Source organism: Treponema phagedenis, assembly GCF_008153345.1.
GTDB classification, from domain to species: domain Bacteria; phylum Spirochaetota; class Spirochaetia; order Treponematales; family Treponemataceae; genus Treponema; species Treponema phagedenis.
In genome coordinates this window covers 3,250,517-3,263,392 of record NZ_CP042818.1, presented here as the reverse complement: position 1 = coordinate 3,263,392, position 12,876 = coordinate 3,250,517, and the positions used below count along the sequence as shown (strand labels likewise).

Annotated in this window: 14 protein-coding genes; 2 read left to right on the top strand and 12 right to left on the bottom strand. The window is 39.9% G+C overall.

The features are described 5' to 3' along the window. Positions 1 to 28 precede the first annotated feature (28 nt). The 12 genes from fliQ to FUT79_RS14305 all read right to left on the bottom strand — a co-directional run bounded on the left by fliQ (position 29) and on the right by FUT79_RS14305 (position 9,683). Positions 29 to 298 (bottom strand): flagellar biosynthesis protein FliQ, encoded by a 270-nt coding sequence (gene fliQ / locus FUT79_RS14360; RefSeq protein ID WP_002700950.1) that lies wholly within the window; start codon positions 296 to 298, stop codon positions 29 to 31. Between the two features lie 19 nt (positions 299 to 317). Beyond that, positions 318 to 1,139 carry a flagellar type III secretion system pore protein FliP gene (fliP, locus tag FUT79_RS14355; protein WP_024752697.1) on the bottom strand — a complete coding sequence of 274 codons (822 nt, stop codon included), beginning with the start codon at positions 1,137 to 1,139 and terminating at the stop codon, positions 318 to 320. Then, on the bottom strand, positions 1,136 to 1,810 hold the full coding sequence (locus tag FUT79_RS14350; RefSeq protein WP_024752698.1) for a flagellar biosynthetic protein FliO: 675 nt from the start codon (positions 1,808 to 1,810) through the stop codon (positions 1,136 to 1,138). Before FUT79_RS14350 ends, fliP begins: the two co-directional genes overlap by 4 nt. 21 nt (positions 1,811 to 1,831) lie before the next feature. Next, the gene (gene fliN, locus FUT79_RS14345; protein WP_002700954.1) at positions 1,832 to 2,965 is read right to left on the bottom strand and encodes a flagellar motor switch protein FliN; all 1,134 of its coding nucleotides are present in this window, start codon (positions 2,963 to 2,965) and stop codon (positions 1,832 to 1,834) included. After that, on the bottom strand, positions 2,958 to 3,992 hold the full coding sequence (fliM, locus tag FUT79_RS14340; protein WP_002700955.1) for a flagellar motor switch protein FliM: 1,035 nt from the start codon (positions 3,990 to 3,992) through the stop codon (positions 2,958 to 2,960). Before fliM ends, fliN begins: the two co-directional genes overlap by 8 nt. A 19-nt stretch (positions 3,993 to 4,011) precedes the next feature. Then, positions 4,012 to 4,554, bottom strand: a complete 543-nt coding sequence (locus FUT79_RS14335; protein WP_002700956.1) for a flagellar basal body-associated FliL family protein — start codon at positions 4,552 to 4,554, stop codon at positions 4,012 to 4,014. 43 nt (positions 4,555 to 4,597) lie between these two features. Then, positions 4,598 to 5,314, bottom strand: a complete 717-nt coding sequence (gene motB / locus FUT79_RS14330) for a flagellar motor protein MotB (RefSeq protein WP_024752699.1) — start codon at positions 5,312 to 5,314, stop codon at positions 4,598 to 4,600. Between the two features lie 4 nt (positions 5,315 to 5,318). Next, entirely contained in the window at positions 5,319 to 6,098 is a 780-nt protein-coding gene (locus FUT79_RS14325; protein WP_002700959.1) for a motility protein A, read from the bottom strand. A gap of 15 nt (positions 6,099 to 6,113) precedes the next feature. Then, on the bottom strand, positions 6,114 to 6,311 hold the full coding sequence (locus tag FUT79_RS14320; RefSeq protein ID WP_024752700.1) for a flagellar FlbD family protein: 198 nt from the start codon (positions 6,309 to 6,311) through the stop codon (positions 6,114 to 6,116). A 99-nt stretch (positions 6,312 to 6,410) separates the two neighbouring features. Then, positions 6,411 to 7,802: a flagellar hook protein FlgE gene (gene flgE / locus FUT79_RS14315; protein WP_024752701.1), complete on the bottom strand. Its 1,392-nt coding sequence runs from the start codon at positions 7,800 to 7,802 to the stop codon at positions 6,411 to 6,413. Between the two features lie 39 nt (positions 7,803 to 7,841). Further along, on the bottom strand, positions 7,842 to 8,333 hold the full coding sequence (gene flgD / locus FUT79_RS14310; protein WP_002700967.1) for a flagellar hook assembly protein FlgD: 492 nt from the start codon (positions 8,331 to 8,333) through the stop codon (positions 7,842 to 7,844). Between the two features lie 9 nt (positions 8,334 to 8,342). After that, entirely contained in the window at positions 8,343 to 9,683 is a 1,341-nt protein-coding gene (locus FUT79_RS14305) for a flagellar hook-length control protein FliK (RefSeq protein ID WP_148879308.1), read from the bottom strand. Positions 9,684 to 9,923: 240 nt separating this feature from the next. On the opposite strand from FUT79_RS14305, the gene FUT79_RS14300 reads away from it, so the two are divergent. Continuing rightward, positions 9,924 to 10,709 (top strand): hypothetical protein, encoded by a 786-nt coding sequence (locus FUT79_RS14300; RefSeq protein ID WP_024752704.1) that lies wholly within the window; start codon positions 9,924 to 9,926, stop codon positions 10,707 to 10,709. After that, positions 10,702 to 12,480 carry a hypothetical protein gene (locus tag FUT79_RS14295; protein ID WP_148889766.1) on the top strand — a complete coding sequence of 593 codons (1,779 nt, stop codon included), beginning with the start codon at positions 10,702 to 10,704 and terminating at the stop codon, positions 12,478 to 12,480. Before FUT79_RS14300 ends, FUT79_RS14295 begins: the two co-directional genes overlap by 8 nt. The last annotated feature ends 396 nt before the right edge of the window (positions 12,481 to 12,876 follow it).

The window sequence follows — 12,876 nt, the reverse complement described above, 5'->3', positions numbered from 1 at the left end:
CGTTTCCCTAAATCACCAAAAAGCTTCCTCACCGCACTAATTGAGGGATAATCTCAAACAATCGTATGGTATAGTTTTGCAAAATCGCCAACATCCATCCGCCGAGCAAGGCAATCATTCCCAAAATGGTTAAAATTTTTGGCACAAAGGTAAGAGTTTGCTCTTGGATAGACGTTGTAGCTTGAAAAATTGCAACAATTAAACCGACTATCAATGCAGCTAATAAAATTGGAGTTATTAAAATAACTACTTGAAAAATTCCTTCTCTCATCAATGTAATAACCGTTCCTTGTGTCATTGCCTTCCTCCTCAATCATTTATAAAAATGAATAAAACAACTGCCCTATCAATAAATTCCAACCGTCAACTAATACAAATAAAATAAGTTTAAACGGCATGGATATTTGTACCGGCGGCAGCATGATCATACCCATCGACATTAAAATACTCGCGACAACCATATCGATAATAATAAATGGCAGATATAAAAATATTCCGATCTGAAATGCTATTGTCAACTCATGCAAAATAAAAGCCGGAATCAGAATATGCGTAGGCACGTCCGCAAGTGTATTAGGTTTTGGCAGTTTTGCCATCGACATACATAAGGTAATATATGAAGAATCGTGCGCCATTTGTTTATACATAAAAAGGCGAATTGGCTTTTCCGCTTCGGTATATGCGGTTTCGATGTTGATTTCTCCGTCCGCCATCGGTTTAAAAGAGTTTGTATACACCTCATTAAATACCGGCCACATAATAAACAGAGTTAAAAAAAGCGCTATTCCGTTTAACACCTGGGTAGGCGGCACCTGCTGAAGCGAAAGCGCTCTTTTAATAAAATCCAAAACAATTGATATCCTCAAAAAAGAGGTCATCAAAAGCAAAAGACTTGGAGCTATTGCAATTAACGTAAGAAGTAATAAAAGTTGAATTGAAAAAGCTACTTCACGATTAGTGCGCGGTTCTCGAATATCAAAATTAATAAAAGGAATTCGCCCTGCGCTGTTATCCGCTTCAATATTTGTTCTTCCCCGCGAAGAACCCTCAGGGAAATTCCTTTCCTGCCCGAAAATAGATACGGGGAGAGCTAATAAAATCAGTACCATGAAAGTAAAAATAGAAATCATCTTTTTCATACCCGATCGTCCTCTTCACCTGCCCCGTATTTTCCGAATTTAGATTGACGCAGTTTATCTCTTTGCTCTGTTAAAAAATCGCTTGTAGACGGGTTCTCTTTTTTTTGTTTCTTCAATGATGGCAGAAGTCTTCCCAACATTGCGGAAAAATCCGCATTCTGAGAAGGATTGTTTTCATCGGCGGCAAGATTCATTGCATCTACCAACTCTTTGTTTTCAACTTTTTCAATAAGAGAAACATTGTTTTCGGAAACACCGATAATATATGCGTTGTCCAGTAACGTAATCACCTGTATTGATTTGCCTTGCGCAAGCGGTAAAAACGCAACTTTTTTTAAAAAAGGATCTTCCTCTGCGGTTATTCCGGAATATTTTTTAATAAATTTCACGGCAAAGTATACAAGCGCGCAAACTAATAATAAAATTCCGATAAGTTTTAATAAAAGAAAAGAAGGAGATGCCGAATTTTGCCGTGAAGCACTCGGAGCGATCGGCAAGGAATCTTCTTGCGGAGGAGTCAGGACAATATCTTTTTCATCCGTATTTTCTGTTTGAGCAGTGCTTTGCAAATCGGAAGACTCTGCACATATATTCGGCAGTTCTACTGTCGCAAAAAATATGAGCAACAAGAGAATTGCCGATATGCGCAATTTATATGAGCATAAATACATGTTTTCCCACCCTTATTAAATTTATATATCGGCAATACGCTCCACAGGAGATAAAATTTCAGTTACGCGAACACCGAAGTTTTCATCAATAACAACAACTTCGCCCTTTGCAATCGGCTTATGGTTCACTAAAATATCAACCGGCTCTCCTGCAAGCTTGTCAAGCTCAATAATATGACCTTCTCCCATACCGAGAATATCTTTAATAATCATTCGAGTACGACCAAGCTCTACAGTTACTTCCATGTAAACATCCATGATAAGACCGATATTTCCTTGCTCGGTTCCTACAGGAACATTCTGTAACGGCTGAAACTGTACCGATTGTACATTTGGATTGATCCCCGGCATGATCATTCCGCCCTGCTGCATACCGTTCATCTGCTGCGGTATGCCCATTTGCATATTCATTCCGGGCATTTGAGGGTTTCCTGTTTGCATATTCATTCCTCCTGGTTGGAAACCTCCCATTTGCATGTCCGGCTGCACCCCCGCTTGAGTTGAAGGGTCTGTACCGCCTATTTTTTCGACAAGCTCATGTATAAGTTTCTCCGGCATAACCTCCCAAAGTGTATATTGGGTGTCATCAATTTTAATTTTATAGGTAAAAACGCCCATGTCGTGCTGGGGAAGACGCACCATTGCTTTCGGAACATTAACAGACTCCGCCGGAATGGTCGAAACATCTTTTACTCCCTTAGCCGCAAGCGATGTTAACTCCGTCCCTACATATTGTGAAATTGTCTCACTGACAATGGAAAGAGCCATATCATCTATTTTTGTATTTTCTTCATGGGTTACCAAACTTACCAACTTTTGAGCAAATTCCGGTGCCATAAGGAATACGTGTTCACCTGAAAGACCTTTATCAAAATCAATGAGTGTTGCAACCGCCATTTCAGGAACATTACGAAGAAAAGCGTCTCTATTTAATATTTCTATAACAGGGTTCTCAACTGCGGCGGACTTTCCCGTCATGGACTCTAAATTCGCAGCAAAAGAAGCAACGTTTTCAGACAGAAAATTTTCTAATGTGCTTTTTTGAAAATCAGACAGTTTTGAAGATTTCGCCTCAGAGGCACCGCCAAAACCGCCCATATCAACACCGGACAGTAAAGCATCTATTTCATCTTGAGAAATTGAACCGTCACTCATATAAATCCTCCTCATCCGCAGACATTTCTTCAAATTCTTCTTGAGTAATATCTTCTATTTTGTTCAATATTTGTACCGCAACTTTTTTTCCCACTACACCGGGCTGACACAAAAATTTTTTTCTATTGCCGACGCTTAGTGTAAAAGGGTCTCCTACATGAGTATCTTTTAGTCGGATTACATCTCCAATACGCAAACTTAAAACATCTCGAACGGATAAATTCAAAAAGCCAACCTCTGCCACCACATCCATATCAACCGTTGAAAGTTTGTCTTTTAAAACTCCCATATATTGAGTTGTGGAGCTTCTGCGTACCGATGAAAACCAGAACTGGCTTGAAAGCTTTGAAATAATCGGCTCTATCGTAATATAGGGGATACAGAAATTCATCATTCCTTCTTCATCACCGACCTTTGTTTCAAGCGTAACCAAAACAACCATTTCAGAAGGCGGTACGATTTGTGTAAACTGAGGGTTGGTTTCAATCTGTCCCAAACGCGGGCGAAGATCAATAACCTGTGTCCACGCTTCACGGACGTTTGCAAGAATTCGTACAATAACCCCTTCCATAACAGAGTTTTCGATATCGGTTAAATCCCGTTGAACCTTTGTTCCCTGACCGGTTCCTCCGAAAAGACGATCAATAATGGAAAACGTTACCGATGGATCTATTTCCAAAATGGCATTTCCCTTTAACGGATCCATGTTAATAACCGCAATGGTTGTAGGCGTCGGGATAGAACGAATAAACTCTTCATACGTGAGCTGATCTACGGAAGCAACATGCACATGCACCATACTGCGCAGCTGAGCTGATAAAGAGGTTGTTGTCAAACGTGCAAAGGTTTCATGCATAAGCGAAAGAGTTCGCATTTGCTCTTTAGAGAATTTATCCGGTCGCTTGAAATCGTATATTTTAATTTTACGAGTATCATTTACCGGTCGAAAATCTTCGGTATCAGTATCGCCTGAGCTTATTGCAGTGAGAAGCTGGTCAATTTCGTCCTGTGATAATACTTCCGTCATAGTTTTCCTATTTTAATTTTTATGGTTCTAATATGTCATACTGAGTAAAACGAATATCTTTTATTTTTGTTTTTGATAAAATATTATCGTTTATTTCATTCCGTATTTCAATCTTAATTTTTTGTTCTTGGCGTAATTCTGCAGCTGTTTTTTTCTGAAAGAAAGAACGCAAGAAATCTTTTAACTCTATAACGCGACCTGAAAGCTCTTGTTGCGTTGCCTTGTCATTCATCGGATAACCAATCGCAACATTCACCACAATCGGTGCAGGGATCGTATCTGCCGAATTCGTTCTGATTATGCCCATGTCATAGAATTGCAGCAGCTCTCGCGTATCCCGCTGGTATTCTTCGGAAACAGGATATGCAGTATGGTTAGCACCGCGTCTTGACATAAAGTTAACGGTAATAACAACAACCGTTACGATAAAAATTACCGCCGCCAGCACCACCACAATCCATTTGAGCAGAATAGGTAAAAACCCTGCTTTTTTAACGGGAGGCGTTGTCAGATGTTCATCAAGCTCGTCAGTAATTCCGCCTATTTTTTCATTATCTGCCATATTTTCTCCTCTGCAAGCGCGCTTATATAAGCGCAGTATATCATTAAAAATGTCCTTCGTCCAGAATAATTATATCTACTCGCCTGTTATAAGCTCTCCCTTCCGCTGTATCATTTGATGCTTTAGGGCGAGTATCCGCATAACCGGCAACTGAAAACCTGCTTTCTTCAGCACCGAAATCCGTAAGATAATGCAAAACATTGATAGCCCGTTGTGAAGAAAGCTGCCAATCATCTATTTCCTTGCTCGCAGCTACTTCAGAAGTGGATGTATGTCCTTCCACTCTAAACCGTCTACCTTCTAATTCTTTATCGGATAAAAACCGTGCAATATGAAGAAGACTTTCTCTTGTTTCTTCAATATCCAAATCGGATGAATCTCGATGGAAAAAAGCATCCGCCGCAAGAGAAATAACTAAACCGCGCTCATCACTCGTAACCGCAATTTTATTTGTTTTAATTTCGGGAGCAAATAAGGAAACAGCTTTTTTTAATGCGGTGCCGAGTTTTTTTCCTTTTTCAAGCGAGGGCATTGCATTTATAGTATTTCCCAAATCTGCCAGCCTTCCGATAGAAACCGACTGCCCCCCGCCGGTAGGATCTCCACTAATGCTTGCGGCCATACTTTGCAAAATAGTAATGTCTACATCCGATGGGTTGTAAACCATAACAAAAAAACAAAGCATAAGTGTAACCATATCGGAATATGTTGTCAGCCAACCGGACGACGCTCCCGCAGCTTGCTTTTTTTTCCTTGCCATACACTTAATCCTTAATCAATTCCGCTTCCAGCTCTCTTTTATCTTTCGGATTGAGATATACCAACAAACGCTGGGCTAAAATTCTTGGGTGGTCTCCTGCCTGAATGGCTAAGACTCCTTCAATAATCATTTCTTTTGACTTTACTTCCGCTTCATGCTGAAGTCCGAGTTTTGTTGCCATAGGGATAAGAAGCCAGTTTGCCATCAGCGAACCGTAAAGGGTAGTAACAAGCGCGACCGCCATATTCTGACCCAAGCTGCTTTTGTCTTCCAATGCCATCAACATACCGATAAGCCCCATAACGGTACCTAACATTCCGTAGCCAGGCGCTAAGGTTGCCCATGCATTTATAAAAGATATCCATCGGTTATGCCGCTCTTCCATATGGCTCAATTCATTTTCCATTAAGTTTCGAATTGCTTCTCCGTCAATGCCGTCAACAACATTTCGAAGCCCCGTCCGCATAAACTCATCATCAAAGTCTTGAATCTCTTCTTCCAAAGCGAGCAAACCCGTTCTTCGGCTTTTTTCCGCAAGCGCATACAGACGCTGCACAATTTCTTTTTCATGGAAATCGGCAGATTTAAAAACTCGTGCGCATACTTTAAAGATACCGAGTGTGTATGAAAGAGGGTAAGCTAAAAAGAGCGTGAGATAAGAGCCTCCGACAGTAATAAATACTGATGGCAAGTGAAAGAACCCGCTTGCGGATCCTCCGAGAATACCGCCCATCAAGATAATAGCAAAAGCTCCGAAAAATCCTATAAACGATGCTAAATCCATATAAACCTCGCTCCTTTACAACTCATTTTTAAAACACCCGATGCATTTTCGATATTCTATTATCTTATTGAGGATTTCTTCAGGCTTTTCTTTTACCACATAGTATTTTCCCGACAGCATTTGCAAAGTTACGTCGGGGTTGCTTTCGATAATTTCAATCTGGTGAGGATTGATCCAATATTCTTTTCCGTTTAATCTGGTAACCTTTATCACTTTATTATCCTCAATTATCAAGTATATAATACAAGATACATTGGACTTTTATAAGCAACGTAGACAATTTGCTTATAAAAGTGCAGAAATTATATCATATTACCGTTTCAAATTCAACACAGTTTCCAGCATTGTATCGGAAGTTTGAATGGTTTTTGCTCCCGCCTGAAACCCTCTTTGTGTAATAATCATGTCGGTAAATTGATCGGTTAAATCCACGTTACTCATTTCAAGTGTTCCTGCAATAAGCTTTCCTTTACCCATAACTCCTGATACGGTAATGTTCGCAATACCCGAGTTGTTCGATTGAATATAAGTGTTTTCCCCTGCTTTTTCCAAACCGCCCTGGTTGGCAAAACCTGCCAAAGCAAGCTGCCCGATTTCACGGCTTGCACCGTTTGAATATACGCCGGTGATAATACCACTTTGGTCAATTTTGAAATTCTCAAGATAGCCCATTGCGTAACCGTCCTGCTGATATGCTTTTGTAGTGCTTCTTTCGGCAAACTGTGTAATCGTATTGCGAGATGTTCCTATTTCTCCAAGATTGATGTTAAAAGTATGACGAGTGGGAGCACCGCCTTCATCAGGGTTTGCGCCGACAACATTATAAGAAGCCTGCACTAAAACCTGTCCCGCCGGCGCTGTAACATTTCCCGCCGTGTCGGTAACCGAGGCCAAATGCCCATAGTTGTCAAAGCTGACAATAAAGGTATTTTCCGTTCCGTCGGTTGTTCCAATACCTACACGCGTTTCCGTTCCGGCCTGATTTTCCGGATCAACATTTACGGTTGCGAGCCACTGGTTGTTTGTACCGGGGACCCTTGAGAAAACCATCTGCAGTTTATGTTGTTCCCCGAAAGTATCGTATACGTTAAAATCGGTTGCCCACGTTGATCGTAATATATCCGCTTGATTTGCACCTTCGGGCAATTCGGGTAAACGTTTATCAAGGTTGCACGCATAGGCAACATCGGTTGTAGCCTTTGCATCAATTTTTTGACCAATCGGAATAATTAAGTCTTCGGTTTGATCGGATGTATTGATTATTTGCTGCCCCTCAATGTCTTCCGCCATCCAACCTTGCACGCGCATTCCGTTGGCAGGATTTACCAATGTGCCGTCTCTGTCAACACCGAATGCACCTGCTCTTGTGTAGAAACTCTTTTCTCCGTCTTTTAAAATAAAGAATCCGTTTCCTTGTATCGCAATATCAGTATTGATTCCGGTAGTTTGCAAGGCTCCTTGTGTGTGTACCGTATCAATGCTTGCGACCATAACACCGAGCCCTACTTCTTTCGGGTTAACACCGCCGACTTCTTCATTCGGACGGGATGCACCGCTCAATTGTTGAGAAATTAAATCCTGGAAATTAACTCTGCCGCGCTTAAAACCTGTGGTATTCACGTTTGCGACGTTATTTCCGATAACATCCATTCTTGTCTGGTGATTTTGCATTCCGGAAACGCCGGAAAATAATGATCTCATCATAGTGTTTTGTCTCCTAAATTTCTTCTAAAAGTTTTAAGCTTAGCGATTTGCCTGAGCTTCGCCTATATATACGGTTTTTACCGTAGACCAATCGTACCATTTTCCGTCAACCTGTACTTGAGGAATTTCCCCTCGTGTAGCAGCAGTGATGACACCGGAAACCTTTATTGAACCGTCTTCAATATTTACCTGCTTTCCAACCGCATTCACCGCCTCCGATCCGGAAAGTAAGTTGTTCAGTTTTTCAAAACTCTGGCTTACGTTTGTCATTTGTTCAAGCGAGGTAAACTGCGCCATTTGCGCAACAAACTGTGTGTCTTCCATTGGAGCGGTCGGATCCTGATGACTTAATTGCGCAATAAGAAGTTGCAAAAAATCATTTTTTCCAAGCTCCTGTTTCGGCTTGCGTCCGTCAATTTCAATTTGTTTGTTAAAGGCATTAACATCCAACTCAAGCCGAGTCTTTTCTTCGGGACTCATTTCAAATAATTGTGTTGCCGCCATTGCATTTTGTATTGCACCTGTATTCATATTCGCTCCTTATGCTAAAATATTAACCGCTTCAGCTTGTCCATAACTGTATATTTGCTTTTCGGTAAATTCATTGCCTGATTTTAGGCCTGAATTGCTTTCATATGCGGAAAGAGAGTGAAACATATTTTCATCGGAAAATGCTTTTGCATTACTTTCCCCAAACCATTGTAAATCAAAGCCCGCCGTTTCAAAGCCGCCTTGCTCAAAGGCAACCGTTAAATCATGCAAGCTTTCTTTAAACGCTTCATACGCCTCTTTTGAAGCAACCGATATTCTACCGGTCAGTTTTTTATCCCCCGAAAGTTCAAGGTTTATTTTTACCGTTCCAAGATGTTCTGGTTTTAGGTTTATGCGGATTAGTCCTTGATTATTATCTCTTAGAATAATTTTTCCCGATTGAACGATATCGGTGCTTGCGCTTTGTATCTGCTGCAAAAGAGCCGATTGCACATTTTGCGGCTGAGCCGGCTTTGCATCCGCCACACCCTGCTTATTTTGAGCCGCCCCTTCTACAGTGGAATCAGCACGAAATTCAAGCGTTGCATCCGGAGCGGTTTCCGTGGAAACACGCACTTCACTACCCGCCTCATGAATTGTTCCTTGCTCCGCTTCTCCGGTTCTAAGATCTTGCACGTCAAAAACAAGCTTCTTTGTTCGTGCACTTTGTTTTTGCACTGCAGCCGTTTCTTCCTCTTTTTGAAGCTTGCTGTCTAATTTTGCTAGTAAAGAATCCTGCTTTGCCGCCGCTTCTGCAACAACCGTTGCAGAATTTGTTTTGTTTTTCTTTTTACCTTTACCGGAGCTTTCAAGTTTTTCTTCAACTTCTTTTTGAGAAGAAAAAAGAAGCACGGGTTCATTTATTTCAATTGTTTCCTGTAACTTTTCAATATTAAATTCTTCAGCCTTACCGACATATAAATTAAGATTCTTGTTTTGTTTTATAGAACTCTTTTTGGGAGAGATTTGTTTGTCTTTTGCGTTTTTTACATCCGGTTCGTTTTTTTTCGAATCAACAAAAGCAAACGTACCTTTTTTGTCATCTTTTTTCTGAAAATTTAAAACCTTCTCATCTTTTTTTAAGATAGAAGCAAGTTTTTTGTTTTCTATAACATCTCTACCATTATCCGTTCCTGTTTCCTTGTGTATATGAAAATCTGCCGCAAGAGTTTGTTTTTCTTGCGGATTTTCTCCTTCCATGGCTTTTGCAATCATTTTTTTTAACATTGCCGGAAACGAATCTCCCTTTCTTACAGGTTCGGCAGCTTCTTTTTTACTCGGCTCCTTTAGCTCCGCATCGCCTGTATTGGCAAGAGGCAGAATTTCCGCGCCGATTCCAAGTGTCTGCATATATGAACCTCCAATTCTTTAATAAAATACAAAGTGTATTAACTACGCCTTCTATACAATAATTTCGGCATGTTAAAACTTTTGTTGAGATTTTTATTATAAAATCAACCGGATTAACAAAAATTTACTTGAAATAACCGCAATGCGTTGCTTTTTCTTGACTCTTGAAGCATAAAATCACCCCTTCTGTATCTCAAAACTTAAAAACTTCTTGTTTTTGTTTAAAGAACATGATATTGTATGTATATGAAAACCGCTTTGAAGGTTGCAGCGGTAGTTTTTGGAAGTTTTATTATCTTACTTCCGATTATTTCCGTAGTTTATTCTTTTGTAGAATTTTTTAGCTTTGATACAAATTCCGTGCGATTTACCTCAATTTTTTTGCGGTCGGTTTGTGTTTTATCTCCGTCGATATGCATCCTTTCCGTCTTAATTGCCTATACGTATATTATGCGTCATAGCAAAAAAAAGTTGCTTTCTTTTGTTTTTTTTATCATTGCCTTGAGCATCTGCCTTTTCGGGCTTATTCCACTCCTTTTTTACGCAAATTCATCAAAAACCGAGTCCTACACAGAGACCGTGGCGGCGGCTGTATCAACGGATACCAAGCTTGAGAATTTCATCGCTCCGCCCGCTATTCTTAACCCTATTATAGAGCCGATAAAAGAATTTAACGCATACTTTCAGCAAAGTTTTGATTTCGGGTTGACAACGTATTTTCTTTGCGCAGCATTGCTGTTTTTTCTTTTTTGCGGTTCCGGCGTTTTGCTATTCATAACAAATTGGAAAATGTTGAACGCTATTTTTATCCTTTGTTTTTCTTTATCTTTTTTTCTATTATTCAGCACTGCTCAAAATCCTCTTTATTTTATAAAACTACAGACTTTATTACCGATGCAGGTTGTCCCGCCTTTGGTAATTGCCATATACGCGGGGATCGTTGCCTGCTGCATATACCTTTTTTCTGGACTTGTTGCCTTACTCGCAGCTTTGCAAAAAAAAGTAAAAAGGAGCCGTTATGCGTGAAGCCTTAAAAGCTGCTCTTTTTATTGTTTTCCACTTACTGTTAGGCTTTGTTCTTTGCCTTCTTTTTGCGTTATCACAAAAAACACCTGATCTTATTCCCCCGTTCGTCTTTTCATGGCAGCTGCGGAAAACAGTTCTTTTGTTTATCAACTATTTTCCCATATTGATTATCTCTTCAATACTGCTCGGATACTCTCTTCTCTTTGGAAAAAATGCGCCTCATATTTTACAAAGATATTCAAAAACACAAATAAAATACTTAAAAGGGGCTTTTCTACTTGTTCTGATTTGTATAGGTATTTTAACTGTGCTTACCGAGTCAATCCGCCCTGCTCTTATCCATGCACAACAAACGGCGGTAAATCGATCGTACGATTTTTATGATTGTCATACAATGGCTCAAAGAGCCTATAATGAAAAATCCTATAAAAAAGCATTGGCGGCAACTGAACAGGCTGCAGCTATTTGGAAAGAAAACACCGAGATAAAACAATTGGCGGATAAAATCCGCATTGCCGAAGAAAGGCTTCAGATCTCCGAAGAAGCCCGCAACCGCGCATCAGTTAGCACGGAAATTTCCGATATTTTGGGTATTAGCCCGCAAAAAGCTGTTGAGCTTGCAAAAATGCAGATGGAAAAGCAGGATTTTTATTCTGCGTACTACTATGCCGCGCAAGCAAAACATACAGCGGATTCTTCCGATCCTATAAAAGAAGAAGCAACAAAAATTGAAGTGCAGTCATGGGAACAAATTGAAAAAGGTTTTGCAGATATTAATGCGAAAAAAGAGTATGCCTTCTTTGCAGAAAAAAGAAATGCGTATTTAGCATTCCGGCAAAAAGAGTATATCAAAGCGTATTATTCTTTTTTAAGTTTAAAAGATAAACTTATACAAACCGACCCCGAAAAAAAAGATCCCGATGTTGATAGATTTTTACGGTTATCAGAAGAAAAGCTTTTAGAACACGTGTTTTTTATTGATGAAACACTGACCATTAAATCACGAGAATTTGCAAAAAACATCACTTTCACTGTTTCATCCGACAGTATTCCTAAAACAACAATCAGCGTTGAAGGCGTAACTTTTGCTTCATCAAAAAAAGCCGTAAAAATGTATTTAAGAAATTGCCTGATTACCCGAAAAACTTTTTCCGACAACGTATCTGCAAAAATATCCGTTCCCTATGCGAAATTGGTTCCACTGATAAATGAAAACGGGGAGGAAATTCTGCGTATGCAAATTGAGGCGGTTGATCGAAATAAAGAAGAAGCTCCGATTCTTCCGCAGCTTATAGAAGGATACGCCGACTTGCGAGATTTTATTGATTTTGATCTGCCGGTTTCTTTTTTAGATTTTAATTTGATTATTGCCGCATCTAACGGAGAAGATTCAATGAGTCTCGCACAACTATATTCTTTTAAACCGATTGCCGAGCAATACGGTTTTGAAAAAATTGTATATGAAAGAGAAATTCTTTCACGACTTGCTGAACCCTTACTGCTGCTTATTATTTCTATTTATGCTTTAACCCTTGCATGGAAATTCAGATTACAACCGGGAGCCCCATTCAGATTTATTTGGATTTTCTTTTTTCCGCTCTTTCTAATCCCCTCCATTCTAATGGTAGAAGCATCGCGTTATATCACACGGCTTTTAATCGCCTTTATTTGCTACCTTTCACCGAGCATGGCGGGTTTTATCGGTTGTTTCTGTCTTATCACAGCCTTCATTTGCGTTTGCCTTAACTTTTTTGCGCAACGATCAGAATAACAAAGCCCCTTTAATACAATGTGATCAGCGAATTCTCCCGCGTACCCCATTATTTTTCATCCGTCTGCGACATACATATAAAAAAAAATCACACACTCATTACAGCGTTTTTTTAATAAGTCGATTAATTTTTTTTAATACATCGTACAAAAACCATAAAAACTTTTATAAAAAGAGCTCGACACGGCGCAACGGCGAGCAATTTACCATAGGCATGCTTAAATCCGCAGTCCCTTATTGTTGATACTCCGATTTGTATAACAGGAAGTTAATTACAAAACACTATACTAGGTAGTTTTTAAGTATTGTTTGTAATCGCCGGTTTAATGCGTGGACAAGGGGTGTCGGCGGCTTGTTCGTGCGGATGTCCCGCTCTTTTCGCTTTGGCAATTGTAA

Bases quoted from the DNA above. Each gene is read 5' to 3' on its own strand.
- fliQ (WP_002700950.1), bottom strand. From the start codon at position 298: ATGACACAAGGAACGGTTATTACATTGATGAGAGAAGGAATTTTTCAA.
- fliP (WP_024752697.1), bottom strand. From the start codon at position 1,139: ATGAAAAAGATGATTTCTATTTTTACTTTCATGGTACTGATTTTATTA.
- FUT79_RS14350 (WP_024752698.1), bottom strand. From the start codon at position 1,810: ATGTATTTATGCTCATATAAATTGCGCATATCGGCAATTCTCTTGTTG.
- fliN (WP_002700954.1), bottom strand. From the start codon at position 2,965: ATGAGTGACGGTTCAATTTCTCAAGATGAAATAGATGCTTTACTGTCC.
- fliM (WP_002700955.1), bottom strand. From the start codon at position 3,992: ATGACGGAAGTATTATCACAGGACGAAATTGACCAGCTTCTCACTGCA.
- FUT79_RS14335 (WP_002700956.1), bottom strand. From the start codon at position 4,554: ATGGCAGATAATGAAAAAATAGGCGGAATTACTGACGAGCTTGATGAA.
- motB (WP_024752699.1), bottom strand. From the start codon at position 5,314: ATGGCAAGGAAAAAAAAGCAAGCTGCGGGAGCGTCGTCCGGTTGGCTG.
- FUT79_RS14325 (WP_002700959.1), bottom strand. From the start codon at position 6,098: ATGGATTTAGCATCGTTTATAGGATTTTTCGGAGCTTTTGCTATTATC.
- flgE (WP_024752701.1), bottom strand. From the start codon at position 7,802: ATGATGAGATCATTATTTTCCGGCGTTTCCGGAATGCAAAATCACCAG.
- flgD (WP_002700967.1), bottom strand. From the start codon at position 8,333: ATGAATACAGGTGCAATACAAAATGCAATGGCGGCAACACAATTATTT.
- FUT79_RS14305 (WP_148879308.1), bottom strand. From the start codon at position 9,683: ATGCAGACACTTGGAATCGGCGCGGAAATTCTGCCTCTTGCCAATACA.
- FUT79_RS14300 (WP_024752704.1), top strand. From the start codon at position 9,924: ATGTATATGAAAACCGCTTTGAAGGTTGCAGCGGTAGTTTTTGGAAGT.
- FUT79_RS14295 (WP_148889766.1), top strand. From the start codon at position 10,702: ATGCGTGAAGCCTTAAAAGCTGCTCTTTTTATTGTTTTCCACTTACTG.